Genomic DNA, 26,294 nt, shown 5'->3' with positions numbered 1-26,294 from the left:
ATTCCCCAAAGAGACCCTATTTTTATACGTTAAATCTCAATCCTGTCAAAAAGAAAGGGTTCTCCCTTAAGATAATTTTTCAGGATCGCTAGCGCATAGGGCTGTTCTGCTTTTAGACCCTCAGTTTCCCTAGGATCGGATACGTGATGGCAATAATTTTCGATCATAACCATGACCGTAAAATTCTCTAAAGTCTGAACCCACTCCCCATCGAGCTTGGCGATACTTTCGTACCCCTTAATGACCCCTTCTCTTTGCAATGGATACAGTCCAAGAAGGGTATGTGCCACGTCATAAAGATAATAACCCCAACCACATCTTCCAAAATCAATCGGCCGAGGTTCGCCCTCTTTAAATATGATGTTGCCTTGATGTAAATCTCCATGGATAACGCCATAAGACCTTCTGTTCTTATTTTTATGCTGCTTGCTTAACCAGTTGTATAATTTTTCAGCTGCCGACTGATACAGCACAAACTCATCATCCGTAAGAAAACAATGATAATGCAGCTTTAAACGAAGCATTGCTTTTCGAAAGCTATGTTCATCCCAAACAGGACGATTAAAGCCAGGGGGTAACTCCAGCTCCTGTGCCGCCTTATGTAGCTTGGCTAATAGAACGCCTTCTTTGTAAATTTGTTCTTCGGTAAGATTTTCATTCGCATGTTCCCCTTCAACCCAACGCATTAAAGAGGCATACACGCCTTCTCCATTTCCCTGTTCCACTTTGAACGTTACAGCACCCGTGCGATCATGAACACCTTTTGGCAGGGAGACATCAATTTTGCTCCTTAAAAGCTCCAGCCACGCGATTTCGGAGTTAATTTCCTCTTTAGATCTCCCCGAATGAAGGCGCAGTAAAAAAGTTCCCTCTTTATTAGTTTCGATTACAAAGGTACAGTTATCCGATAGCTGGTTAAAACGAATCTGCGTCCAATCCAGGTCAAAGTTCTGAAGCGCTATTAAAGCTGCCTGCTTATAATTTTTTCTCATCGCAAAGGAAGGAACACTTCAGCCTCATCGGGCCAGGAAGGGTTCGCAATTTGATAGATTTCTATATCCAATCCAAGATCATTACTCTGCAAACTGTTATTAAATTCTTGCTTCATTTCCGGCAATTCAAGCACTTGGACTTGGCCTTCAACATTCATAAATAACCATCCCTTCAATGATCTATAAAAATGAAAACTATCTGAAAAAATATTTATCTTGAAAATATTTTCAGAAAACTAAATAATAGAAAGGCAATACTTACATGTCGGATCTATCATCTTAACCAAGGTGGAGCTTCATTACAGGCAGAAGAAAGGTTGAACATCGGCATCATGAATGCAATTCCAAACCTCAACAAGGCACAAACACGCAAAGAACGAGCAGGGAAAGAGCCCTTTCCCATCTCTATACTTTCTCTTACGGTAGGCGCTTTTGCGATTGGTATGACTGAGTTTGTTATTATGGGTATTTTACCAAATGTCGCCAACGATTTACAGGTTAGTATTTCGACTGCTGGCCAACTCATTACAATGTACGCACTTGGAGTGGCCGTTGGCGCACCCATCCTGACCATTCTCACGCAACGCATTCCACAAAAGAAACTGTTATGTCTTCTCATGATTCTTTTTATACTGGGCAACGGAATCTCTGTGTTTGCACCCAACTATACCGTTCTCATGGTAGCTCGTATAATTACAGCTTTAACTCATGGTACTTTTTTTGGGGTTGGCGCAGTCATCGCATCCAATCTTGTACAACCCAATAAGCGGGCCGGAGCCGTATCTATTATGATGGCAGGTTTAACGATAGCCAATATTGTCGGAGTTCCTCTAGGGACATTTATTGGACAAAGTATGGGCTGGCGGGCCTCATTTGCAGCGATTGCTGTCATGGGAGTCGCCGCGCTGATCGGTATTCTCATTTTTATTCCAAAGCTTAAACAAGAGAAACCAGCGAGTGTTATCCAGCAGATTGCTGCGCTGGCTAATCCAAAGCTGCTACTATTCTTATTGATCGGGGCGTTAGGGAACGCCAGCTTGTTCACCGTGTTCACATATATTACTCCACTGCTTGAAGAAGTGACTGGTTTTGCTGAACATAGTGTGACTTGGATTCTAGTCTTATTCGGCTGTGGGGTGACCATCGGGAACATCGTTGGCGGAAAGCTTGCGGATTGGAAGCTGATGCCTTCTATCGTGGGACTTTATTTTGCAGTCAGTATGATTCTAACGATCTTTTCCTTCACGATGCATAGCCCAATAGCTGCGGTAATCACAATATTTTTCTGGGGTATGGTGTCCTTTGCGGTCATGCCGGGTCTGCAAATACGGATTATGAGTCTGGCTCAGGCAGCCCCTGCACTTGCCTCAACGACCAGCCACTCCGCCGGGAATCTCGGTAACGCAACGGGTGCCTTTATTGGCGGTTGGGTCATTTCTCATTTAGCGATCACTTCGCTTCCTTGGGTCGGTGCGGTTCTAGTGGGTCTTGGTCTGGTATTAGGCATAGCTTGTTTTGTAGCAGAACGGAAAGAAACTGTAGCGTAAGCTTTATAGATATTTATACAAAAAACGAGGGCGCTCCCAAAGTCATCATGGCTTGAGGCACCCTCGTTTTATATTTCAGAGGAACAATTCTGCTCTTCTAATCTTCAACATCTGCTTTGCACCTTTTTGAAATTCATAAGGAACCTCTAGTTCCTCTGCAGTAAATCCTTGCCTCACCAAATCATCAATAAGGCGGTCTAAATGCTCATACCTTTTACAAGAAAGGTCGACTAGTGGAAAGATTCGAAGCTCGCCTCTCGTCACCCGCATTAGTTTCTTAATAGTCTTTAGATGAAATCCATAGTCCAGCCGATCGCTGTACATAAATAGAAAGTGAGCAGATAATGTCAGATCAAATGCTTCATCCGCAAATGGCAGATCCGGAAGTACCACAGGAACATAACGCTCCGGGGTTTGTCTTCGATCTTTAGTGCTGGCGGTTAAAGCTGCGTTCCTAGCTTCGGTCAGGCCCTCGATTGATTTAAAGTAGTTCCAAACGAAGTTATCCTGTACTTTTTCCATTCCGGACATCGCATGCGCAATATCTTGAACCCCTTTGTCTGCCAGCTCATCTTCAGAGTAATAGTAAGCAATATCGGCAGCCGTTACAGCACCACCCAACTGATTCGCTATTGCTGTAAAAGAACAAGCACCCGCAGGACAATCCAGAATTCTCTGGCCGATGAGATCTGATTCCAGCAGATCAAACATACGTAAATATTCCTCATAGGTCCTGCCAATAAAAACAATTCTCTCCAAATCAAGCTTTCCCTTTGCTCCGCTCATCTCAGCTCACCTTTCCTCTTCTAGGCTCATTTACACTTCTACTTCTGTTTTAATATACGAATAAGGTAATCAATTAGAATCCCCAAAATCAAAAACGTTCCAAAATGAATAATATAAGTTGGGAATCTGACGCTGATTAACGCACTATTGGTTCCCCATCTCGGATTATTTACATCAACCATGAAGCTTTCAAAAGGTTCTGTAAAGATCAGTGTATCTATAATAGGGTTCAATCGTACAAGAATAATATTCGAGATCCCCACTCCCAGATAGTCACTCAGACAGATGATGATACTTATAATCGAAAGCCAGAAACTGAATTTCCTCCTAAAAAACATCAAACACCGCCCTTTCTATTTTTTCTATTTCTTAACAATTCGTTTAAAATTCAAAATATCCTTGTCACGGTTAGTTCCTGTTTTAAAAAATGATACAATCTGGAGCTCGCTAGCTTGAGCGGATAATCTGAAAGTTTACATAGGATCCCACAGGTCATATCAATAACCTTTCCCTCCAGCTTCCGTACTATAGTTCCTGCTGGGGCTGGATTCAGCACAATCTCAGGAACAAGTGCCACGCCTAAACCACTTCCCACAAAATATTTCAGCGCTGTCATACTCCCAATCTCCATTGTATCTAGTGGCGGCCCGCCTGATTCCTGCAGCACACTTTCTAATTTTTTGCGATAAGGACAATTCGCTGCCGTAATCAATAAGCGATGAGCCTGTATATCCTCTGGGGTGATACTCTCCTTGGATGCTAGCGGATGCTCTTCTGGCAAAAGTAACACAAATTCCTCCGCAAATAACGGTTCAAAATAAAGCTCCTTACCGAGCTCTGGTGCCGAACACACTGCCAAATCAATTTCACCACTCAGGAGTAGTTCACTAAGTGCGGCGGTTCCCGCAATATCCACGGAGACCTTCACTTTAGGAAATTGCACCATAAACCTACTTAAAAGCTGCGGCAAACGATAGCTCGCCGTCGGGTCCGTTACTCCTAATCGCACGTTGCCAGCTTCTCCTATTTTTAAATCAGCCAAACGGCTCTCTAGTCGTTCCATATCTTTAACGATATGTAAGCTCTCTTCATAAAACAATCTGCCTGCTTCTGTTAAGCTAATCTGCTTACCCCGCTCAAGCAATTGACATCCCAGATCGGATTCAAGCCTTTGCATCTGCATAGTAACTGTAGATTGGGCATAGTTCAATTCTTCTGCGGCACGATTAAAGCTTCCGGAAGTTACGATCGTTTGAAAGGTTTTTATTGTTTTTAGATCCATCTTAGTGTCCTCCAGTGTTCAATTCAAATAAATTGAACCAAACCTTCATTATATTCAATTATACGAAATCCACTTTTCTCTATAGAATACTTTATATCAACAACATACGCCAACTTAAGGAGTGCATGAGGATGGATCTCAACGATAAAGTCGCATTAGTAACTGGTGGAGGGACTGGAATTGGCAAAGCTGTAAGCTTGGAACTATCCAAACGCGGGGCTCACGTCGTAGTGAACTATTCTAGATCTGAGGATGAAGCCATTGAAACCGTAAAGACAATTCTGAATCAAGGGGGGCAGGCTATAGCAATACAAGCCAACGTTTCTAAAGATCAAGAAGTGCAGAGTATGGTGGATTCGATTATTCAGCATTTCGGGACAATAGATCTGCTAGTGAATAATGCCAGTATAACTAAACATATTGCTCTCGGAGATCTGGAAAAGGCAACCGAGGAAGTATGGGATGAGCTATATGATGTAAATGTGAAAGGAATGTTTTTCTGCGCCAGAGCGGTTGCACCATATATGAATCATAAAAATTCAGGAGCCATCATCAATCTCGGCAGCATCGCTGGACAGACAGGCTTAGGCTCCTCCCTTCCTTATGCCGTCTCCAAAGCGGCTGTCCACGGTCTTACGAAATCGCTGGCACACGCGCTGGCTCCAAATATTAGAGTTAACTGTGTAGCACCGGGCGCCGTTGCTACTAGATGGTGGGCTGGACGAGAAGAACAGATGTATAAACTAGCCCCTAATCTGCTGCTTCAGCATATTTCAACCGCCGAAGATATCGCCCAGTTTGTCTGCGCTGCGCTAGAACAGGAAGCAATGACTGGACAGATCATTACCATAGATAGCGGACAAACATTGTAACAGTCAAAACAGCTAATGGTATGTCAGAACTACTTTTAAGTATCATTAGCTGGTTCTTACGTACCGTACAGGAGGAAGTGAAGCGTTAATAGAATAATTGGGGAATTTCTCCCTAAAATTCTGAGTTTTCTGGCCATCCAACCAATAATTAGGGAAAACCTCCCTAATTATTAGCTAATTTACTGGCAAATAACGAATTCGCCTGATTTTTAGGGAGGTATTCCCTGATTTCGTTCATTTAAAGCAAATATCGGCTATTTTCAGGGAGGTTTTCCCTAAATACTATATAGCCAACACTGTAGGAACCATAAATGCATCCGACATACCACATAACGTATACCACACACCTCCTCATAGCACGTACCACATACCACATGATTCATAGAACGAAGCCATCCGATATATCACATATCGCATGACTCATAGAACGTAGCACATAGCATATACCACATGCCTCATAGAACGTAGTACATAGCACATAGCGTATAGCACATATAACATACCTCCTATAGCCTGTGGGTTAAAGTAAGAAGCTGCCCCAAAAGTAGAATTTTCTACTTTTAGGACAGCCTTTTCAGCATAACTATTAATGGAGATTCTTAGTTAGGTTCACTACCCCAGATCAGATTACCCGAGATGTAGGCTGGCGCTTTTGTCCAATCTACAAAATTGGTATCAACCGCATTAAAGGAGTAATCTCCGGTTTGAGTGTAATTTGACCAATCCTCTTTAGCCACTCGCACTTGGATATCGATGCTCGCACCCGCAGCAAGTGAACCTGCTGCACTCGAGAATCCAAGCTCCAGATAATAATCCGCATCTGCTTTAGCCGTTGGCAGCTTCACAAACGTGCCCGTTACATTCGCACTTCCAGCCTGTGACCAATCGCAGAAGAAGCTTTGTGCCTGCTCACCGTCAATTGTGTAATAATATCTTAATTTCACATCAGAAAGTGCAACAGCACTTGTGCTTGTATTCACCAGCTTAAACTTTGGATTTAGTGTATTTCCGGAAGCAGTCACTGTACCGTTATACATCTGCACTTTCAGTGCTACTGTAGGAGCTACTGACGTATCTGAGATAGTGACAACCAAGGATTGTGCGGCTCCGGCACTAAACTCAAAGGTCAGCGTTGTCGTTCCTACGGCTTGAGTTGCCAGATACTCCTTCTTGAGAGTGACTGTTGATCCACTTACCGTATAATCCGTTCCAGCTACGAGGGTTGCCGTTCCATTTTTGATCGCACTCAGCGTATTTCCGTTCAACGTCATAGTTACGGCGACGTCTGTCTGATTCGCTGTCTTCTTATCAAATCCGGCGCTTGTTGGCGTTATCGTGGAGTTGGATACTGGTGTTGTAGTATCCGTTACCGCTACCGCCAAGGATTGTGTGGCTCCAGCGCTAAAGCTGAACGTCAGCGTTGTCGTTCCTACCGCTTGTGTCGCTAAATACGCTTTTTTAATCGTCACTGTTGATCCACTTACCGTATAATCCGTTCCGGCTACAAGGGTTGCCGTTCCGTTCTTGATCGTGCTCAGCGTATTTCCGTTCAACGTCATAGTTACTGCAACGTCTGCTTGATTTGCTGTTTTCTTATCAAAACCTGCGCTGCTTGGGGTGATGGTCGAGTTGGATACTGGTGTTGTAGTATCCGTTACCGCTACCGCCAAAGATTGTGTAGCTCCAGCGCTAAAGCTGAATGTCAGCGTAGTCGTTCCTACCGCTTGCGTCGCTAAATACGCTTTTTTAATCGTCACTGTTGATCCACTTACCGTATAATCCGTTCCGGCTACGAGGGTTGCCGTTCCATTTTTGATCGTGCTCAGTGTATTTCCGTTCAACGTCATAGTTACTGCGACGTCTACCTGATTCGCTGTTTTCTTATCAAAGCTTGCAGTTATTGGCGTAATGGTCGAGCCTGTAGCTGGTGGATTTACAGGATCAGCATACAAGGTGCCTCGGCCATTCGTACCGAGATATACACGTCCATAGATTCTTGGATCCCCAGTAATCGCCATATTGATCTTAGCGTATTGGTGAGCATCGTCATTAATACGTACCCAAGTTGCGCCAACATCATCGGAACGGAAAACGCCCCTTACACCATCAATCTTCGCTACGGTGTACAATGACATATAAGTTTGGCCCGGAGCAGCCTTACCATAACCAATAAGATCAGCTTCTTCTACATTCGTTAACTTCGTGAAGCTCGCACCTGAATTAGTGGAGTGCCATAGACCATATTTATTCTCAACCGTATTCCCTCCGGCGAACCAAATGTCGCCTTCAATACCTGGAACTGCCTTCATACTGATTTGGGCTTCATTCGGCTGTAATCCAGCCACATTATTGGTCGGGAAGCCCGAAGCTCCGGTGGCAGTAAATGTAGCTCCACCATCCACACTTACATAGAAAGTTCCTGCATAGAATCCATAATATTTGTTAGGATTCACGCGATCAGACGCTATCTTCGCCCCTGCCGGTAATCCTGCACTTGCTGTCCAAGAATTGCCTGAGGTTTTGGAATAATACACCCCAATATCTGAGGTGCTCCACAGAATGGAATTACCACTTGCAGAGACTGCCACTTGTCCATGGCCCACCGTTGTTTTGGTTCCATTTGAAGGCTCGGAGTTTGGCATATACCAGTTCACTCCACCATCGTTAGAGATACCAATAGACTTCATGCTTGGCGTTTTTTCTTTATCTGCACTGCCTACCCGCACCATATAGGACGGACTCAATTCAGCGTAGTCAATACTCATCGTTGTTGCCCATGAAGGACTGGTCTGGAATTTGGTTGGTGCTACCGACAAATCCTCATGACGGAAACCGGAAACGTCACCAAGTGCAGTGATCAAATGGGAAGTTCCAGTTGGCGGGCTAATTAGCCCCAGCACTGCAGTTTCCTCCACACCTTTTGCCATGACAGAGATATTTACCTTGCCACCGGTATCCCATGAGGTCAAATTGTTCGAGCCATAAATTGTTGCTCCAGTGCCGTACATCATTCGATTCGAGTTAAATGGATCAATTTCCAAATCACCCATCATCCAGCCTAGCTTGGGTGAAGGATCCAGGGATGTTGAAGTGGTTCCATGATCGAGCCATGGAGCGGCGGTGATATCCATGCTGAACTTATAAGTCCGTTCTGGATAATTGCCCCAATCCCAAATGCGACTCCAAGTAGCGCCACCGTTGGTACTGCGGAAAATGACTTCATCAGGCCACCAAGCGTTTAAGCTGGATACCATCAATGTATTAGGGTGCTGAGCATCCAGTGCCAATCCACCAAAGCCGTACCAATTATCTGTACCAGTCGTAGGACTGATATTGGTCCAAGCTCCACTAGTTTTGTTGTATTTCCATACTTCACCCTTACTACCATCATACGGTCCTACACCATTACTATAAGTAATATAGAGGTCGCCTGTGGATGACAGCTCGCCGTGATGTGGCAAGAAACCCGTAGGTTGTCCAGCCAGAGCTGTCCAGGTTACTCCACCATCTGTACTCCGATATACGCTGCTAGCCGTGTCGGCTACACCGACATAGATCGTTTGAGTAGCGTTGCCAAGTGTACCTGTACTCTTATCGAAAGTGATCCAAGACAATCCGACGAGATCATTCCCATAATCAAGTGTCGGATTCTGAATATACGTGCCTACATTTGGAAAAGAGGTTACCTTTGACCAAGTTACACCAGAGTCAATACTCTTCCAGAGACCGTTACCACTTCTAGCTCCAAAGTAGAGAATGTTGTTCTTATTGGGGTCGATGACTAGGCGTTCACCAGCGGAACGGCCCGGCATATTGCCACCTACTTTAAAAGGCAGTGGAGTAGTTTGCCAGGTGTTCCCCCGGTCATTAGAGCGCATAATCTGGCCATTATTATCCCAATGATTAGTATACGTACCCGTTGCCATGTAGACTTTATTAGGATCAATTGGGTCTGTAGCCAGAGCATCTACGCCATTCTTGTTCCAATCTACCCAGCCTACCGAGTCACTAATTGAGACCCAACTGGATGTAGCTTGATTCCAGCGATAGGCACCGCCAATATCTGTTCTGGCATAAATCAGATTCGGTTCAGTTTGATTAAAAATAATTCCGGGTACAAAGCCCCCGCCAGCTCCCGTTACAACGCTTTTCCAGGTGTAAGGTTCACTTGAGGCTGCATGGGTAGTAGCTGGGAATGCAGAGAATAAAGAGCCTACCATCGCGCCAAGCAGGACCAAAAGTCCTGTTTTCCGGATACGGTTACGAATCACGTTTTACGCCTCCTACGATATAATTGGTTTGTTTATGCCTTCTTCTTACTCTATATCCCTGCTCCTCCCTCCCCCTTAATCCATACCTTTAGAACTTAGAATCCATTTTCTGATAACGCTTTCATTATAATGGTAAGGTTTTTCATTATCGAGAGAAAATGGTTATATTTTGCAGAAGATTGTCTCTAAAAATCGTACCATTTTCACACTTCAGGATACAATTTCACTAAATTTTGATCAAAAATAATTCTGTTGATAAAGAAAACCTCCGGAATAAATCCCAGAGGCTTTCTAATATAACTATTCTTCACTAGTATCTGCAGGCATAACAATCTCTTTTATACCATTAAAATGGCTGATATTTGTTTGCAAAGTGAGCACTGATTCTGAATCTAAGTTTTCTGATTTCAATGAAGTGAATATTTCCGCTTCCACTTTTTGCGGCAAATGTGTAGTTTTATCCAGCGTATATCTTAGTTTAATTTTGTCTGTTAAATTCTGTTTCATCAATTTGAGTGTTTCCTTACTCGCATCATTAGACGATATCTCCATCGAAAGTATGTATTCTTGTTCCTCTTCAGTAACAACGATCTCCTGAGAATCTATCTGGTACGTGTCTATATAATCGTACGGATCAATAAATCTTTGTACCATTTGTTTTTCTTTCACTGGAATATAATCGTCTTGCTTGATAAATAAATCATCCATTACCTTTGTATGATATTCAGTATCTGATATGTACTCTTCTCGTTCCTTCCCTTCCGCAGTCTCCGATTTTAGATATACGGTATAAGGATTTCTAACATAGTCGACATGAAATGAGACAGCGCTCGACCAATGTTTATCTTCACTTTTTTCCGATTTGCTTGATGTTTCTTCTTGTTTCTCCATTTCTATAGTGTAGCTCTCCTGCTTAGCCAGTTCACTCCGAGACATGCTGAGCAGCTCCTCTGCACGCTTATCTCCCCCTCCTTCAGCACCCGATTTAGTGTTCGTTGCACAACCTGTCAAACCTAACATACAAATGATACCGATAAAAACCGCTTTTCTGATAAACATATTACTTCCCCTTCACTTCAAATGAAATCCAAATATAACTAAATCTATTTTATCATTATAAAGCTAACAGCTTATATGACGGAAAAGGTAGACATGTGAAAAAGCGTCTTAAGGTGTACAGTTGCGCCGGGTTTGGTGCTTTGATGCAAATCAAAAAAATACCTCCCCCGCCTTTACAGCTGAGAAGGTATTTTAGTAATATTACCAATTCCCTTAGCTCAATGTGTCAGCACAAACTCATCCAGCAGCTCTCCATCCACATCATAGGCCTGATAGGTTAATGTATCCCCGGTAACGTTAATGCCGGCAAACATTTGCTTATTGTTCTGAAAATGCACCGCATGATAGAACTGATCTTCTTTTTTCTCGTTAAATTTCCCTCCAGAAGCGTTAGTCACAACATAGACTGTCCCTCGTTTAGCACCTTTGGAAATCTCACCTTCTAGAACTATTTTTCCGCCACGTAACGGGTAGGATCTGGAATATTCATGATTATGACCCTGCAGCACTAAGTCAACCTGATACGTATCAAAAATATCCGTCCAATCTTCAACTTTCTTATAGGAGTTCCCCCCGTAAGCCGGACGGTGCATCGCAACGATTTTCCATTTCTTGTCTGTGTTCTTCAGATCTTCCTTCAGCCATTCCGTTTGCTTTTTTAGATTGCTCTCTGTATTCAGTACCGTTACATGCACAGGTCCATAATCGAAGGAATACGAGGTACCTGCAATTGAACCCTTCGCCCCATTATCCGGCAGGTTGAAGTGTGAAGTATAATACGTTGCATCCTCATCCACCTCATCATGATTGCCTGTTACCGGCATTAACGGAATCCCTGAAATCCAGCCCTGCACATTGCCAAAAAAATCATCCCAGCCTGCCGAATCCTCCGGATCCTCCGTCAAATCGCCGTTATGCACAATAAATTTGGCTTCAGGAAATGTCTGAAAAGCCTTGTTCAGTGTATTCCCCCACAGCTTAAAATCCTCTTCCGTTTCCCCTTGAGAATCCGTTACGTTGATAAAAGACACACTGTCCAGTCCATCTTCTTCCGTTGTAAATTCCGCTGCCGGACTCCATTCCCCTTCAACGCCACTACCCACTCTATAAGTATATAACGTCCCGGGTTCAAGACCCGTAGCTTCCACTTTATGAACACCTTTGGTGCCATTGTCTGTTTTGATGGAACTGCTTTTCGCTTCTACCCTTTGTACATCCGTATTTGCAAAAGAGGACACCTGTCCCTTTACAATCTCCAGAATGCCTGCTGCACTAGAATCACTTGTATACCAAGTAAACGCGCGGCTTGTGCTCGCGGCTCCCTTAAAGGTAGTCACGAGATCATACGGTGCTGGTGAATTTGCATCACTTCCGCTTTTCGATCGTTCCAACCCATAAGCCACTAAAATAACCACAATCACAAGCACTCCTAGGATGATGGCAAATTTATAGTCTCTCATCACGGTACCTCCTTATGAAAATTTCTCTCTAGCCTTCTAAATAAGATAGCCCCCTACAAAGTCAGAAGTCAAATCTGCACACGATTCTTTATACAGACTTTTGTTAACGCAGTGTAAAACATTCAGCAAACATTCAGTCTATTTTAAGTTAAGCATAAGGTCTGTCTCCTAGAATTAGTCAAGCAGGAAGGTTAGCCAGAGATAGAGAGAGAAACGAGGTGTGAAAATGAATAAGAAGCTTCAATTCCGGCATGAACTTAAATTTTTCATTAACTATCATCAATACCTTATATTACGCCAGCGATTGCAAAGCTTGATTGATAAAGATCAACACGCTAATGAGAGTGGAGAATACCACATTCGGAGTTTGTATTTTGACGATATCAACAACACGGCACTTGCAGACAAGCTCGGCGGTCTCAGAGAGCGGGCCAAATACCGGATTCGCATTTACAACATCCAAGACAACATCATTCACTTTGAGAAAAAAATTAAAATGGACGATTATATCGCCAAAATCAAAGAACCGCTAACACGGCAAATGTACGACGAGATTATGGCGGGCAACTACGAAGTGCTGAACGTCCCGGACAGTCCGCTGTTCATGGAGTTATACGATCAGATGCGCCATAACCTGCTGCGACCCAAGGTCATCGTGGATTATGTTCGCGAGCCTTATGTTTGCCACAACGGCAATGTGCGAATAACGTTCGATAAAGAATTACGTACGGGCCTGCATTCTACGGATATTTTCGATAAGGATTTGCATCCGATTCGGGCGATTGATGAGAACTTCATAATTTTTGAAGTGAAATTTGATGAGTACATTCCGGAGTACATTAAAATCGCGTTGCAGCTTGAGGGACTGAATAGGCAGTCCGCTTCGAAATACGTGATCTGCCGCAAATTCTTAAAAACTAACACTTGGGAGGATTATTGATTATGAATGCATCACTAGCACCGCTAGCAGCTACAACAACGACTACAGATACTACAAATAATTTTTCGGACATTATTAAAAACTCGGTGATCGACAATTTTGTATCTGATATTAGTATCTCCAAGATGCTGATTACCTTGGGCGTAGCTTTTCTGATCGGATACTTCATTTACCTGCTCTACAAACGTGTCTTTAGCGGTGTTTTATATTCCAAAAGCTTTAACGTCTCACTTATGGGCATGACCATGATTACAGCTACTGTCATTATTGCGATTAACTCTAACCTTGTGCTGTCCCTCGGTATGGTCGGCGCATTGTCCATCGTTCGTTTCAGAACACCAATCAAAGATCCAACTGATCTGATCTTCTTGTTCTGGGCAGCTGTAGCAGGGATTGTAACAGGCGCAGGATTTTTCACCTTGGCTATTATCGGTTCGATCATTATCGGCCTCATTTTGTTCCTGTTCATCAAACACTCTTCTATCGAAACGCCATACTTACTGGTCATTAACTGCGACAGTGATGAAAGTGAACGTGAAGTACACAGCCATATCACCAAATCCGTAAAACGTTACAATGTGAAGCAAAAAACAGTCTCCGCAAACAATATTGAATTGACGCTGGAGCTTCGTCTGGATGATAAAGTAGGCGGCTTTGTCAACACAGTCTCTGACCTAAAAGGTGTCAAAAATGCACTCTTGATCAGCTATAGCGGTGACTATGTATCTTAATTACAACGAGATGAAAGGCGGTGCCCCAGATGAAAACCAGAGGTAAGTCAATCCTGCTGAGTTTTTGCTGCCTGCTGCTGGTCATCGCCGTAGCCGGGTGTCAGAACGCAAGTCCGTCTGCAACAAATAATCCAACGTCTGATGCTCAAGACAAGGTCATTTCGAGCGATGAGAAAAAGCTAGACGAGCAGGTCTTTCCAAAAGATAAGGTAGTGGATGTCAAAATCACTTTGGACCCGGACGATTTTCAGGATATGCTGGATAATGCCAGTGCAGAAGAATATAAAATGGCTTCCGTAGAGTACAACGGTATGAAATACGATAATGTAGCTGTACGGACCAAAGGAAATCTCAGTCTCAGAAGCGTAGTACAGATGACAGACTCTGACCGCTACAGCTTCAAAATTTCTTTTGATGAGTATGTTAACCAGAATTTATTCGGCATTACTAAAATCAATCTTAATAATAATTACAGCGATGCTTCTTATATGCGTGAATTTCTGACCTATGAGCTCGCTGAAAGTGTCGGTCTCCCGACGCCGAAATATTCCTTCGTCAATGTGTATGTAAACGATGAACTGAAGGGTTTCTATCTTGCAGTAGAACAGATCGGTGATGCTTATCTGGAACGCAATTTCGGCAACACTTATGGTGCACTTTATAAAGGCATAATGACCGGTCAGGGCAGTGATTTGACTTGGCTGGGCGATGATCCAGCCCTCTATACTGGACTAGAAATGAAATCCGATAAGTCCAACGATGATATTCTTGTCGACATGCTGAATGAGCTAAATAACGGCACCGATTATGAAAAATACATCGACGTAGAGGAATCGCTGAAGTATATCGCTCTAAATGCGGTCACGGGTAATATGGACAGTTATTTAGGTGGAAATAAGCAGAATTATTACTTATATGAAGACGATGGAGTCTTCTCGATTCTACCGTGGGATTATAATATGGCTTTTGGCGGCATGGGAAGCGCAGATGTGTTAATTGACGAGCCTACCCAAGGTGCGTTGGCAGAACGCCCGCTGATTGCGAAACTACTCGCTAATGAGGAATACAAAACGAAATATCACGAAATTGTTAGTGAGATGATTACTGGCTATCTAGCGGACGATACGTTCCAGGCTCGGATTGATGAGCTGAACACGATGATTTCCAGCTATGTCAAAGCGGATCCATCCGCCTTCTACACTTTCGAACAGTATGAAAATGGGATAAAGGCTGTTGAGACCTTCATGTCGAACATGGCCACAAGTATCCAGCAGCAGCTCGACGGCACCATTCCTTCATCCGGTGACGGATCAGGAAGTGGTGGCGGCATGGGTGGTGGCATGGGCGGCGGTGGCTTTGGTGGCGGCGCTAAAAATGGTGCAGCTCAAGGCGCTGCGGGTGCTGGGCAGGCCACAGGTGCGGATGGCGCTACTGGTAATACTGGCGCAAACGCAGCTGCAGCAAATACCGGAGGGCAAGCGGCTACGGATGGACAGACTGCTCAGGGTGGTGCAGGTGGTGAGCCTGGTGCCATGGGCGGACCGGCTGTCCCTAATGCCGGCGATGGTCCTGGCAGTAACTCACAAGCAACTGCGGGTGGGCAGACTACACAAACAGGGCAAACTGCTCAAGACGGACAAAACAACACTAACGGCCAAGCTGCTCAAGGTGGATTTGACGGCGGCGCGGGTGGTGAGCCTGGAGCTATGGGCGGACCCGCTTTCCCTGAAGGCGGCGGAAATGGTCCTGGTGGTGGCGGCATGGGCGGCGGTGGCTTTGGTGGCGGTATGCCTGGTGGTATGGGCGGTGGCGACTTTGGTGGTGCTGGTACTATGCAGCAAAAAGGCAGCACGAGTGAAGCCATCACCACTGGCGTCGCCATCCTTCTCCTAATACTAACCGCTGCTTTCGTAACCTACTACAAACGCAAACGGCTGTAGAGCAGTAAAAAGTATCCTCATCAACAAATAATTCATGCAAGAAGCCTCCGTCGTTTATTGACGGAGGCTTCTTGCATGAACACTATATTCTTGTATCACAACTAGTTCCCGCTTACTCTTTCCGCCCGCGCAATATACTTATGGTTGCTATTAAAAAGGCTAGTAAAGAGATCCCTAATGCGATATAGACCATTGGGTTGACACTGGTTGAGTTGTTCTCGCTTTCCATGATGGCATTATGTTCTTCCATACTCATGCCATTGTCACTGGAACCGTGAGAATGTTCATTCCCACCGGAGGCTTGCACAATCGAAGTAATAGAATGCGGACTTTCTGTTCCTGCCTCACCAGACCACTGCACCAAGCTGCCATCGGCATAATGCTGATAAGCATCCCAAGCAATGTCACCTGCAGTATCAGGGTTCTTCGCTGTGAAATAGAAACGTTGGAATTGTCCTGCTTTAATTCCTTCTCCATTAGCTATCCAGCTAACTTTGTTCCCCTCAATGGTAACATCCCAGCCCGGTGTAGCCTCATATTGCTTGAACTCGGCACCTGCCGGGATACGTAGATCAACTTGTACAGTCGCTACATCTTTTTCTGAAGGGACTTTAAGTGTGTAAGTCTCCCATGCTCCGGTACTGGATTGTGCTGGTGCCACGGTTACGTGTGCGCTTGCCACGGCTGCGAACAACAGAAGTGTTGCAGCGGCTGGTGCGAATAGTGTCATTATTTTGCGAGATAATCTGTTCATAGTTAGAGTGCCTCTTTCCTTAAGTAATTTTATCATTTTTCACTTTCATCTCTATCCTCATAATTACCGCGGAAAATCACGTTTACGTGAAGCAAGCCCCTGCTCCAGAGCATAACGCGTCAGCTGCGTACGATTTTGGAGTTGAAGCTTTTGAAGGATGTTTTTCAGATGGTTTTTTACGGTATGCTCCGAAATCGACAGGCTTATGGCAATCTCTTTATTCGTCGATCCGGAAGACACACAGCTTAAAATCTCCTTCTCCCTTGCCGTCAATGACTCTCCTTCGTCCGTTACTGAAGGAACGGTAAATTCTTTCAGGATTTGAAAAGCCAGCTCCCGGCTTAGCGGTGCTTCTTCATTCACAATGGCTTGCAAATATTCAATCCAGGTGGAAGGTGCCAGATTCTTCAATAAGTACCCTTGTGCACCTTGCTTCAGCGCTTCGAGGAGGTGGGAAATTTCGTCCGATACCGTAACGATAACGATTTTGACATAGGGATATTCCTGCTTGATCCGGCGAGTAGTCTCCAGCCCGTCCATCTCCGGCATCTGAATGTCGATAAGAATGAGATCAGGCATCCACTGGGCCGTGAACGCGATCGCCTCAGGACCACTCTCCACTACACCAATGACCTCAAAACTATCATCCATGGACAAAATCTCACACATCGCCTCACGCGCATGCGCATGATCATCCACAACCAAAACCCGGTACCGGCTCATAAACTTCCCCCTCCTTTCGTAATTTCCACATTTGTCCCCGTATTGCCGGAGCTCACCTGAAGCTTCCAACCCATTCCTTCGACACGTTCCTTCATGATCTGAAGGCCGTAACTTCCGTTTACCTCAAAAGGGTCTTGCTGAAATCCTTCGCCATTGTCGACAATCGCCACGCTCCAGTTTTTCTCAGTGCCTGCACCCGTGATAGAAACCTTCGCCGCTCTTGTATGCTTACGCACATTAATAATAGCCTCTCGGATACAAGATAGTAGCTCTGCTTTTTCCGAAGGAGAGAGGGCTTCATCCTGTAGACTCCAATCCAAGGAAACTTCAATCATAATCTCGTTAGCCATTTGAGCAAGCTGATCTTTAACCGACTGTTCCAATGAAAAAGAGTGCTGCTCAGACACTGGTACCTTCAGATTAGCGATCGCCTGCCGAACATAACGGTTCACCTCGTGGACGGTCTTTTTGATCTGATCCACATTTTCTTCGCTGACTTCCCCATTCCTGCGGCTTGCTTCCAAACGATCTATTTTGACAGATAAAAGAAATAAAGATTGCGCCATCCCATCATGCAGTTCCTTAGCTAGCCCTTCCCGGGCTTTCATTGCCTCTTTGAGCGCACGTTCCTGCTCCAGCTCCCGCTGATTCCGCTCCATAAGCGAAAACATAGGGACGAGCAATACAAGAGTGAACAAAAATACGAGAACAGGTGTCAAATAATTCCCCAGATCCATCGAAATATAAGGCATTAGAAACTGATGGCGCACGACCTCCCAGATCCCTACCATTAGCGTTGGCAGTAACAGGATCATGTACTTGATTCGGTTATACGTTGCTGTCCCCTCCCGTACATCTTATGATTAACAATATCACCGTCACAATTCTGCTACATGACTCGATCGGGCTATTTAAAGTTCTTATTGTTACAAATTTAAGTATTTTAAAAAATTAATGCTATCCTTCATAATATTATAAGCAATATATAGTGAAAATTTATACTTTCTTATATTGTAGCAAAAAAAAGATACATCCTTCGATGTATCTGCATCCCAGTTATAGTGGTGATGTGTAGCGTCCGTATTGAATGTCCATTTCTTTAAAAACATCTCCCTCTTTTTTCAGGAAAAATGTATTTACGCCTTCCGCTCCCCACCACTCCATACCGAGTAATGGGCCTTCAGCGGTTTCCGCCGCAAAAAGAATAGAGAACATCTCTGGTATGACTTCCCCACCATCATCCACTCTCCAGACGGAAAATTCATCGCCTTGAATGACAGCCGGATAATCCATAAAGGTAAGCCCGACCTTGTCTTCCAGCACGAGACTGAATAACATATCCTGATCCTGCCTAATGAATTGAACGAGATACAGCTGCCGTTCACCAGACAGGTCAGCAAGTTTCCAAATATGCTCTACTTCACGATTTTTTGCAGAAACAATATTCTGCCGCACATTTTCTGCAACATTTAGCGAGGCTTGCTTAACCTCCGTAGGCTTAACAGAGATTAGCGCATTCGTATTAAACTCTGCCTGATCCGTCAGGTAATAGGTCTCATCAGGAGTCGCATTCCCCTCTTCAACCGTATAAAGATACCCTGGCAGATTCACAAAATTGTGAGCCATCTCCCGGCCATTACTGTTCTCCGTACCCTCCTGCCATTTATTCAACTTCACTTTTAGCACTTGCCCATGATCGCCGATCGCCTCATTCAATTGTTGCATTTGCGCATCCAGCCCTTTTTCCTGCCCGGTGACTAAGATGCTCTTGCCAGACTCATCTGCAAAACCAAAATTCGCCTTCAGCTTTCCAGCTTCCAGATAAGTTGCTGGCTGCTGCATGCTTGCCGTTGGTGTTGGCTCTGCACTTGGAGAAGGGGTTGGCTTGTTAGAGCCTGAGCAGCCCGCCAGCAGTAGAACAATAAGAAAACTCACACTGAGCTTATTCATTCCCATTCCTCCAGACGAAACTAAAATATTCCCATACTAAGATACCGTTCCCCTGTGTCAGGTGCAATGCAAAGCACGCGTTTGCCAGCCCCAAGACGACGCGCTTCCTGCAACGCCGCCCATACAGTGGCACCACCGGATGGACCCAGCAGAATTCCTTCTTTTGCAGCCAGCCTTCTTACCGTCTCCAAGGCAGCTTCATCCGCGACCTGAACGATGTCATCGTAGACCTGTGTATTCAAAATTGCGGGCACAAAGCCCGGACTCGTTCCTACCAGCTTATGTGGTCCTGGCTTTCCTCCAGATAATACGGGCGAGCCTTGCGGCTCAACCACAAGAATCCGGATATCAGGTAGATGCTCACGCAAAACCTCACCGGTTCCAGTTATCGTGCCCCCAGTTCCTGATGAAGCAACAAACACATCCAGCTTACCTTCCATTTGCTCCAAGATTTCCAGAGCGGTCGTTGTCCGGTGAATATCAGGGTTGGCTTTGTTCTCGAATTGCTGTGGAATAAAACTGTTCTCCACTTCTTTTCCCAGCTCAATCGCTTTTGCTATAGCTCCCGGCATCCGTTCTGCTGCCGGCGTCAGCACAACATCCGCACCATAAGCCTTTAGAATATTGATTCGTTCCTTGGTCATATTATCAGGCATGACAAGAATCGCTTTATACCCTTTTGCCGCGGCATTCATCGCTAATCCTATCCCTGTATTTCCACTAGTCGGCTCAATGATCGTCCCGCCCGGCTTCAACAAACCTGCTAGCTCGGCTTGCAGGATTAGATTATAAGCTGCCCGGTCTTTTACACTGCCACTTGGATTAAAAAGCTCCAGCTTCACATATAGTTCTGCATCTTGGGGGCTAGTCAGCCGATTTAATCTTACAACCGGTGTATTCCCAATCAGCTCTGTTATATTGTTAACCACTAAGGATGTCATTTTAGAGCCTCCTTCATTTCTGTACCTTCCATTATTGTAACGTGAGCAGCACCTCCTGTCGATTCAGAACCCTTGGTTTCTGCAACCTGAAAACAACCGCCCCCCACGAAAGCGGGAGACGGCTGTTCAGTATTGGCAGCTTTATTTTTACGGATTAACGTTAATCGTAAAAGTAGACGTATTATTTTTAATATTCGTTACCGTGTTGGTAATTTTCAGATTGTTAAAGGTGGCTGACCCTCTGGCAGGACCTTGCCCAGCCTCAGCCGCTTCATTTACCCAGATGCCCACTCCGGATTTGCTGTCAAAAGCATCTCCACTCTTTTGCGCACCGGAAATTGTGACATTCGTGAAGATGGTATCTGTCACTGGGAACTGCGGCGCGGAGCCGACATAGTTGGTCTGGAACATGATACCATGATAGGTTGGATCAATGATATCCACATCACTGACACGAATGCCTTGGAATACCTTAGAGGCTGAGAATACCCAGATTGCCGGGAAGGTCTGTGCCCCCCAGAAATGTCCACCTGCACGAACAATGGAAATATTCTCAAAATTCGTTGTCGGTGAAGCGCCAAAGCCGTTCATTGGATACCCGAAGTCAAGTGAGCTGATCGTAATTCCAGAATAGCAAAGCGTGTCGGCAATATAAATGTTGCGGAAGGTATTGGCATATCCGCCATAGACGGCTACACCTGCTGCCCGCCAGGTTAAGATTGAAGTGAGATTCTCATAAATATTATCCTTCATATCTGCACCACCGGAATCAATAGCCGAAAACAATGCAAAGCTATCATCCCCTGTAGCCCGTGCCTCAATATTGGATACGAGATTATTCGTGCTGCCATTCGTCATATTGATGCCGTCAGCGAAGGTGTTGCGGATACGGGAGTTTTTGATCACCATGTAATCCGTATTAGCTCCCCAGTACATACACACCTGATGTTCGGTCCAGATGTTATCGATCGTAATATTTGCCACATTGGAGAAATCAAATACTTTACCCGGACCATCAATACGTGATGTGTAGTTCCCAAAGTAAGCAAAATTCGCAAAAGTAGAGCCATTAGCAGTATCGCTTGCCCGGAAACCGATATCCGTATTCTCCTGATTCGTTGGAGCGTAGAATCTCGTATACCATGGGCCTGCACCAATGATCTTCACTGCTTTTCCATAGACCTGAAATTTACTGGAGGTCTGATAGTTACCTGCTGGCAAATACACACCTACGAGATTTCCGGTCGTATCCATGCGTACTTTATCTAGCGCATTTTGCACATCCTGATGTGTAAAGCCGGCTGGGACCGTATATTTGGCCGGATCTGGATTGGCAATTGGTGAAACCTGCTCCAGACTGATGAAATCAATGGCATACTGCGAGGTATTTGCCACATCCTTTTGCAGTCGAATCGTACTACCTTTCGGAATCGTGCTGTCGAACATAATGTTGGCTTCATCATAAATATGCCGCGGAGAGCCCGCGCTTGGTGAATTGCCGGGACTTATCTCTGAACCGTACAGCCATGCATATTTAGAGGTCAGATTAATCGCCTTGGTATAAACTCCGTTCACATAGATGTTCAGTGTAGCATTCGTACCGTCTCCACTCGCCGAATCTGGAATCGAGAAGCGGGTGACCAGTGTATTAGTGTCAGCCTTAGTAGTGAATTCTACATAACTGCCTGTAGTATTCAGTGTAACTGCTCTTCTGCCTGAAGCCTCACCCGCAAGATCTCCAATGGTCCGATTAGCAGTAAGCTTCACAGCCCCGCCACCAATCACGCCCTCCTCAGCCTCATACATGTCGTAAGGCATATTGGCTCCACGACCTACAAAAAGAGACTGTGTTTGAATATTGTTGGCTTGTTTAACTGGCAGCTCATTAGTGTCTACGGCAATTTCGGTCTTCACAGTATATTTGCCATTAGCTGCTGTCCAAGTGCCAAGGCTAACAGGAGGCGCTGTTACTCCACTGCCAATCACGCCGTTATAGGTTCCAGTTAAGGTTTGGAGTACAGCATTCGTAGTAGCATCCAGAACCTTCAGGGTTATGTTATGCGCACCCCCTGCGGATGCTGCCGTCCCTTGATTCTTGATTGCCACCGAGAAGCTGACCACATTGCCGCCTGCTGGATTGCTTGGTGTCCAGCTAACTGGGGAAGCTACTAGATCAGAACTGGATACGGGAGCAATAATAAGAGAATTTGGACTAGTGAAGCTGTTATTGCCTTCGTTCAATTCAATAACCGTATTATTCTCGTCAACCTTTGCAGTTAAAGTATAGGTAGCTGCATCCTTTACGCCCATATTTAAAGTGACGTTCGTAGATGCGCCAGCCGCTAATGCCCCCACTGGGCTAGTACCTACAAGTGTGCTGCCCAAGTAGAAATTTACATTAGTCGCTGTGGAAGCTAATGTTCCAATATTTTTTACCGTTGCATTTAAAGTAATGGCATTGGTCTCTACTGGAGCTGAAGGTGACCATGTAAGACCGGTTATCGCCAAATCCGGATTAGCAGCTGGTGCACCCATCACTTGGAATTCAGCGATTTGTCCAGCGGTTGAACCAGTATTGGTGGTAATCTTCAACTGTACTTCACTAGCCGTGGCCGTTACCGGAATAGTGACCGTATTGCCGGTTGCCGGATTAAAAGTATACACGGTTGCTGGCACAAGACTAGTAAAGGCTGTTGTATTCTGATTATGCCCAAGCACTTGAATAGTCTGAGTACGTGTGGACCAGGCTGATGATGGATTCAGTTTGAGGACAATGGATGTAATATCGGCATTACTACCCAGGTTTACAGATAATGTATTGGGATAACTTCCTCCTGCTCCTTCCCAGTAAGTAGTTACATCACCGTCATTCGCATTTGCAGGAACAAAGGTAAAGACGGAAGAGGAAGCGTTGATGCTTTTGTTCAAAGCCAGATTGGAACCCGCCCCAGGCGTTGGTGTAACTGTTGGTGTCTGGGTCGGTGTTACCGTTGGAGTTGGTGTAGGTGTTACTGTCGGTGTTGGCGTAGGAGTTACCGTCGGTGTCGGTGTTGGTGTTACCGTTGGAGTTGAGGTAGGTGTTGCCGTTGGTGTTGGAGTTGCCGTTGGTGTTGGAGTTGCCGTCGGAGTTGGTGTTGTAGCAGAAGCTGGAGTGACGTTCAAATTATCTAGATTCACATTTCCAGTGTCTCCTGTATCGTACTTATAAGTAATCGTGTTAGTGCCAGCATTCAGAGCCAGCGTCTCAATCTTTGTTGACCACGTATTCCAATTGGCCAGATTCGCAAGTGAGGTTTGCTTAATTTTAGTTCCATTCACATAAACACTAATGGTTTTTGTACTGCCTGATGCATTTGAAAATCTTAATGTAGCATCATAGTTACCAGCAGAAGCCATATTAACGCTAAATGCAGTTGCAGCACCTTGATTTAGGTAACCATCAACAAATCCTGTACCTGTATAACCTGTATGATCCGTGTTAACCTTGGCACCACCGGATAATGCGGCATTCTCCGCTTCATATCCTGAGGATGGAGTTGTAGTTGTATTACCATGAACCTCAAATTCCGCTAACTGTGCTGCTGGCCAGACCGTATTGGATGTGAAATTCAGTTTAACATATCTGACATTCGCAGCTGTAAAGCTGATGGTCACTGTATTGGAATCACTCGTTGGATTAAATGTATAATTGGCGGAATCTACTAAGTTATTGTAAGCTGCATCATCTGTACTCCCTTGCACCGCTAACGTTTGAGTTCTTGTTTCCCAATTCGTAGGCAGCTTTAACACAACCTGATTCACGCTGCTTGCTGCCCCTAAATCCACTTTAATCCATTGCGGAAAAACACCGCTTGCGCTCTCCCAATACGTTCCTTGGCTGCCGTCATTAGCATTGGCTGCTACGTATACATCACCGAACGAGCTTGAAGTAATAGTCTTCCCTTGGGCTAAATTCCCCGCAGCTAAACTCACCGAGGGATATAATCCTAACTGACCTACAAATAATATAACAATCAAACAATAAAGTACTGCCGTCTTCCCGGTAAATCTTTTAGAAGCTGCTATCATTGAATAACCACCTTCCAAAATTTTGTGGAGCTATACAGCAGAAAGGATGCGCTTTCAAAACAGTAGTTTTATAGACATTCGCCTCCTACATTTGAAATGATGGATTACGGATACAAGCTAACTAATAACGCTAATAATATAAGTTATAGGTAGATGGCCGTCGATGGCAATTTCTATGCTTTGTATGTGGGATATTACGTTCAACAAAAAAGCCCCAGAGAGGACAAGGGGACTATATTGCCCCTTAACTCTCCGAAGCTTCGTGTTATACATTAAATCTAGCTACCAACCCTTGCAGTCCATGCGCCATTGTACTTAATTCACTTGCAGAGGATGCAATTTGTTCAACCGAAGCCATTTGCTCTTGTGAGGCTGCTGACACATGCTGAGTACTCGCAGCGGTTGTTTCCGAGATTTGCGTAACGTTACGAATTGACTCTACAATCTCATCCGCAGCCGCCGTAATCTCCTCCACGGCTCCAGATACTTCCTGAACCTGTTCGGCGAGTGAATCTATAGATAATCGAATCTCACCGAAGGATCGTCCCGCTTCCTCAATAATCTCCGTACCTCCCTTTACTTCACGCATGCTGCTCATCATCACCTTCATCGCGTCATCTGCTTCACTTTGGATCCCAGTCGCCATTTCTGCAATTTGATTGGCGGATTCCGCGGACTGCTCTGCCAGCTTGCGGACCTGATCGGCAACCACAGCGAAACCTCTACCTTGCTCACCAGCACGAGCTGCCTCAATCGTCGCATTTAGGGCCAGCATATTCGTCTGCGAAGCGATTCCTTTTATGACTCCTACAATACTGCCAATCTCCTGAGATCGATTCACAAAACCTTGGACCTGCTGTGATAAAGATTGTATGGAGTGATTAATCGATTCCATTTGCTGCCCTGCGGCCTGAAGGGATTCATCTCCTGTAATGGCAAATGCCGCAGAGCGATGGGAGGCTTCCGAGATGTCCTGGACACTGGCAGCAATTTGGCCGATTCCTAGTGATATTTCTGAGATTGTAATCGTATTGGTCTGCAAATCATTCATCTGTTTGGCTGTTCCGGTAGCGATTTCACCCATAAAATCCGATATTCGTTCTGTGGCGCCTGCCGTCACTCCACTATCTGACCTAAGCTTTGTAGAGGAATTCGCGAGACTATTTGCCGATAACTTCACCTGTTCAATCATCGTGCCCAGATTATCTGTCATTTTATTAAAGTTAAACGCCAGTTCACCAATCTCATCTTTAGAACGAACACTTAATTTGCGCGTAAGATCGGCATCCCCATCTGCAATTTCCTTCAACTGCGTGTTCACATCACGAAGCGGTTTAATAATCCGTCCAGAAATTAGCAGCGCAAGGATCACCGCGAGCACTACCGACAATCCGGTCACACCAAAGCTAGTAATCAAAGCGTTATTACGATGCGAATTTGCCAGGCTTTGTCCATTCTCTATTTCCTCCATGAGCATGTTCTGAAACACAATCTGAGATTCTATCATAGCGTCTAATGATAGGTCCGTGAATTTCTTTTGCGCTTCCGGGAAGTTGCCTTCCTTAGCTAAAGCAAAAGCTTCCTTCAGAACGATCAAATAATCATTCCATTTGCTCTTCAGCTCAGTTACACCCTTTAACTCAGCTTCAATTAATCGGGCACTCTCCAGCTCTGTAATAGCATTTTCAATCAATGGGAGCATTTCTTCATACTGCGCCAGATAGGAATTCCGCTCATCATCTGTGTTGCTCATCACATAACGAGCACCCAGCTCATCTGCGGTACGAATCTTATCCGTTAAGCCTTGAACAAGTGACAGCTTGTCCCAGTTACGATTAACCTGATCTGTCAATTGGGTAACCTTCCCCTGAAACAATGTGTTTCCGGCTATCGCCACTAGAAAGACTATAATCACAGCAGTAAATCCTAAGACTATTTTCCCACGGATACTTTTCACCATCGTTTTTCCTCATCTCTA

Annotated in this window: 19 protein-coding genes and 2 pseudogenes; 5 read left to right on the top strand and 16 right to left on the bottom strand. The window is 44.9% G+C overall.

Annotated elements, in window-relative coordinates; genetic code table 11:
* Positions 1-29: 29 nt before the first annotated feature.
* Positions 30-992 carry a phosphotransferase enzyme family protein gene (locus PODO_RS11160; protein ID WP_052096960.1) on the bottom strand — a complete coding sequence of 321 codons (963 nt, stop codon included), beginning with the start codon at positions 990-992 and terminating at the stop codon, positions 30-32.
* Positions 989-1,150, bottom strand: a complete 162-nt coding sequence (locus PODO_RS31025) for a hypothetical protein (protein ID WP_155288118.1) — start codon at positions 1,148-1,150, stop codon at positions 989-991. Before PODO_RS31025 ends, PODO_RS11160 begins: the two co-directional genes overlap by 4 nt.
* 174 nt (positions 1,151-1,324) lie before the next feature.
* On the opposite strand from PODO_RS31025, the gene PODO_RS11155 reads away from it, so the two are divergent.
* Complete coding sequence (locus PODO_RS11155) at positions 1,325-2,539, top strand: MFS transporter (protein ID WP_038574369.1); 1,215 nt, start codon at positions 1,325-1,327, stop codon at positions 2,537-2,539.
* A 75-nt stretch (positions 2,540-2,614) separates the two neighbouring features.
* On the opposite strand, the gene PODO_RS11150 is transcribed toward PODO_RS11155, so the two are convergent.
* From PODO_RS11150 to PODO_RS11140, 3 genes are all read right to left on the bottom strand, one after another.
* Positions 2,615-3,325 carry a class I SAM-dependent methyltransferase gene (locus PODO_RS11150; protein WP_038570073.1) on the bottom strand — a complete coding sequence of 237 codons (711 nt, stop codon included), beginning with the start codon at positions 3,323-3,325 and terminating at the stop codon, positions 2,615-2,617.
* Between the two features lie 38 nt (positions 3,326-3,363).
* Positions 3,364-3,588, bottom strand: a complete 225-nt coding sequence (locus tag PODO_RS31690) for a hypothetical protein (protein WP_218918670.1) — start codon at positions 3,586-3,588, stop codon at positions 3,364-3,366.
* 125 nt (positions 3,589-3,713) lie between these two features.
* Positions 3,714-4,607: a LysR family transcriptional regulator gene (locus tag PODO_RS11140; RefSeq protein WP_038570070.1), complete on the bottom strand. Its 894-nt coding sequence runs from the start codon at positions 4,605-4,607 to the stop codon at positions 3,714-3,716.
* 131 nt (positions 4,608-4,738) lie between these two features.
* On the opposite strand from PODO_RS11140, the gene PODO_RS11135 reads away from it, so the two are divergent.
* Positions 4,739-5,479 (top strand): SDR family NAD(P)-dependent oxidoreductase, encoded by a 741-nt coding sequence (locus PODO_RS11135; RefSeq protein WP_036685870.1) that lies wholly within the window; start codon positions 4,739-4,741, stop codon positions 5,477-5,479.
* A 599-nt stretch (positions 5,480-6,078) separates the two neighbouring features.
* Here PODO_RS11135 and PODO_RS32385 read toward each other — a convergent pair.
* The 4 genes and pseudogenes from PODO_RS32385 to PODO_RS11120 all read right to left on the bottom strand — a co-directional run.
* Positions 6,079-6,510, bottom strand: a pseudogene (locus PODO_RS32385) (cellulose binding domain-containing protein); the annotation flags it as partial.
* 69 nt (positions 6,511-6,579) lie between these two features.
* Positions 6,580-9,699: pseudogene (locus tag PODO_RS11130) on the bottom strand (X2-like carbohydrate binding domain-containing protein); the annotation flags it as partial.
* Positions 9,700-10,050: 351 nt separating this feature from the next.
* A complete protein-coding gene (locus PODO_RS11125) occupies positions 10,051-10,809 on the bottom strand; it encodes a DUF6612 family protein (protein WP_038570065.1) in 759 nt (252 codons plus the stop codon).
* A gap of 218 nt (positions 10,810-11,027) precedes the next feature.
* The gene (locus PODO_RS11120; RefSeq protein ID WP_038570063.1) at positions 11,028-12,269 is read right to left on the bottom strand and encodes a purple acid phosphatase family protein; all 1,242 of its coding nucleotides are present in this window, start codon (positions 12,267-12,269) and stop codon (positions 11,028-11,030) included.
* 226 nt (positions 12,270-12,495) lie between these two features.
* On the opposite strand from PODO_RS11120, the gene PODO_RS11115 reads away from it, so the two are divergent.
* Genes PODO_RS11115 through PODO_RS11105 form a run of 3 tightly spaced genes read left to right on the top strand, consistent with a single transcriptional unit; the run spans position 12,496 to position 15,880 of the window.
* Positions 12,496-13,209 (top strand): polyphosphate polymerase domain-containing protein, encoded by a 714-nt coding sequence (locus PODO_RS11115; protein ID WP_036683495.1) that lies wholly within the window; start codon positions 12,496-12,498, stop codon positions 13,207-13,209.
* A gap of 2 nt (positions 13,210-13,211) precedes the next feature.
* Positions 13,212-13,940: a DUF4956 domain-containing protein gene (locus PODO_RS11110; protein ID WP_036683492.1), complete on the top strand. Its 729-nt coding sequence runs from the start codon at positions 13,212-13,214 to the stop codon at positions 13,938-13,940.
* Between the two features lie 29 nt (positions 13,941-13,969).
* Positions 13,970-15,880, top strand: a complete 1,911-nt coding sequence (locus PODO_RS11105; protein ID WP_038570060.1) for a CotH kinase family protein — start codon at positions 13,970-13,972, stop codon at positions 15,878-15,880.
* Positions 15,881-15,992: 112 nt separating this feature from the next.
* Here the strand turns inward: PODO_RS11105 and PODO_RS11100 are convergent, their stop codons facing one another.
* The 7 genes from PODO_RS11100 to PODO_RS11070 form a co-directional block, all read right to left on the bottom strand.
* Complete coding sequence (locus tag PODO_RS11100; RefSeq protein WP_051491292.1) at positions 15,993-16,634, bottom strand: DUF1775 domain-containing protein; 642 nt, start codon at positions 16,632-16,634, stop codon at positions 15,993-15,995.
* A gap of 63 nt (positions 16,635-16,697) precedes the next feature.
* Entirely contained in the window at positions 16,698-17,357 is a 660-nt protein-coding gene (locus PODO_RS11095) for a response regulator (protein WP_038570057.1), read from the bottom strand.
* Complete coding sequence (locus PODO_RS11090; RefSeq protein ID WP_038570055.1) at positions 17,354-18,172, bottom strand: sensor histidine kinase; 819 nt, start codon at positions 18,170-18,172, stop codon at positions 17,354-17,356. The genes PODO_RS11095 and PODO_RS11090 overlap by 4 nt, the downstream gene beginning before the upstream one ends.
* Before the next feature lie 241 nt (positions 18,173-18,413).
* The gene (locus PODO_RS11085; RefSeq protein WP_051491291.1) at positions 18,414-19,307 is read right to left on the bottom strand and encodes a hypothetical protein; all 894 of its coding nucleotides are present in this window, start codon (positions 19,305-19,307) and stop codon (positions 18,414-18,416) included.
* Positions 19,308-19,327: 20 nt separating this feature from the next.
* Complete coding sequence (gene cysK, locus PODO_RS11080) at positions 19,328-20,248, bottom strand: cysteine synthase A (protein WP_038570052.1); 921 nt, start codon at positions 20,246-20,248, stop codon at positions 19,328-19,330.
* Positions 20,249-20,395: 147 nt separating this feature from the next.
* Complete coding sequence (locus tag PODO_RS11075) at positions 20,396-24,316, bottom strand: galactose-binding domain-containing protein (RefSeq protein WP_080742466.1); 3,921 nt, start codon at positions 24,314-24,316, stop codon at positions 20,396-20,398.
* Positions 24,317-24,581: 265 nt separating this feature from the next.
* Positions 24,582-26,276, bottom strand: coding sequence for a methyl-accepting chemotaxis protein (locus PODO_RS11070; protein ID WP_051491290.1), 1,695 nt, complete (start codon positions 26,274-26,276; stop codon positions 24,582-24,584).
* Between the last annotated feature and the right edge of the window lie 18 nt (positions 26,277-26,294).

It is taken from the genome of Paenibacillus odorifer, assembly GCF_000758725.1.
In the GTDB taxonomy this organism is placed as follows: domain Bacteria; phylum Bacillota; class Bacilli; order Paenibacillales; family Paenibacillaceae; genus Paenibacillus_AQ; species Paenibacillus_AQ odorifer.
This window is presented reverse-complemented; position numbering and strand designations above follow the sequence as displayed.

Excerpts from the sequence above, each read along its gene's own strand:
- PODO_RS11125 (WP_038570065.1), bottom strand. The coding sequence starts at position 10,809 with ATGTTTATCAGAAAAGCGGTTTTTATCGGTATCATTTGTATGTTAGGT.
- PODO_RS11095 (WP_038570057.1), bottom strand. The coding sequence starts at position 17,357 with ATGAGCCGGTACCGGGTTTTGGTTGTGGATGATCATGCGCATGCGCGT.
- PODO_RS11070 (WP_051491290.1), bottom strand. The coding sequence starts at position 26,276 with ATGGTGAAAAGTATCCGTGGGAAAATAGTCTTAGGATTTACTGCTGTG.
- cysK (WP_038570052.1), bottom strand. The coding sequence starts at position 20,248 with ATGACATCCTTAGTGGTTAACAATATAACAGAGCTGATTGGGAATACA.
- PODO_RS11105 (WP_038570060.1), top strand. The coding sequence starts at position 13,970 with ATGAAAACCAGAGGTAAGTCAATCCTGCTGAGTTTTTGCTGCCTGCTG.
- PODO_RS11140 (WP_038570070.1), bottom strand. The coding sequence starts at position 4,607 with ATGGATCTAAAAACAATAAAAACCTTTCAAACGATCGTAACTTCCGGA.
- PODO_RS11135 (WP_036685870.1), top strand. The coding sequence starts at position 4,739 with ATGGATCTCAACGATAAAGTCGCATTAGTAACTGGTGGAGGGACTGGA.
- PODO_RS11100 (WP_051491292.1), bottom strand. The coding sequence starts at position 16,634 with ATGAACAGATTATCTCGCAAAATAATGACACTATTCGCACCAGCCGCT.
- PODO_RS11120 (WP_038570063.1), bottom strand. The coding sequence starts at position 12,269 with ATGAGAGACTATAAATTTGCCATCATCCTAGGAGTGCTTGTGATTGTG.
- PODO_RS11150 (WP_038570073.1), bottom strand. The coding sequence starts at position 3,325 with ATGAGCGGAGCAAAGGGAAAGCTTGATTTGGAGAGAATTGTTTTTATT.
- PODO_RS11110 (WP_036683492.1), top strand. The coding sequence starts at position 13,212 with ATGAATGCATCACTAGCACCGCTAGCAGCTACAACAACGACTACAGAT.
- PODO_RS11160 (WP_052096960.1), bottom strand. The coding sequence starts at position 992 with ATGAGAAAAAATTATAAGCAGGCAGCTTTAATAGCGCTTCAGAACTTT.
- PODO_RS11075 (WP_080742466.1), bottom strand. The coding sequence starts at position 24,316 with ATGATAGCAGCTTCTAAAAGATTTACCGGGAAGACGGCAGTACTTTAT.
- PODO_RS11085 (WP_051491291.1), bottom strand. The coding sequence starts at position 19,307 with ATGAATAAGCTCAGTGTGAGTTTTCTTATTGTTCTACTGCTGGCGGGC.
- PODO_RS11115 (WP_036683495.1), top strand. The coding sequence starts at position 12,496 with ATGAATAAGAAGCTTCAATTCCGGCATGAACTTAAATTTTTCATTAAC.
- PODO_RS11090 (WP_038570055.1), bottom strand. The coding sequence starts at position 18,172 with ATGATCCTGTTACTGCCAACGCTAATGGTAGGGATCTGGGAGGTCGTG.
- PODO_RS11155 (WP_038574369.1), top strand. The coding sequence starts at position 1,325 with ATGAATGCAATTCCAAACCTCAACAAGGCACAAACACGCAAAGAACGA.
- PODO_RS31025 (WP_155288118.1), bottom strand. The coding sequence starts at position 1,150 with ATGAATGTTGAAGGCCAAGTCCAAGTGCTTGAATTGCCGGAAATGAAG.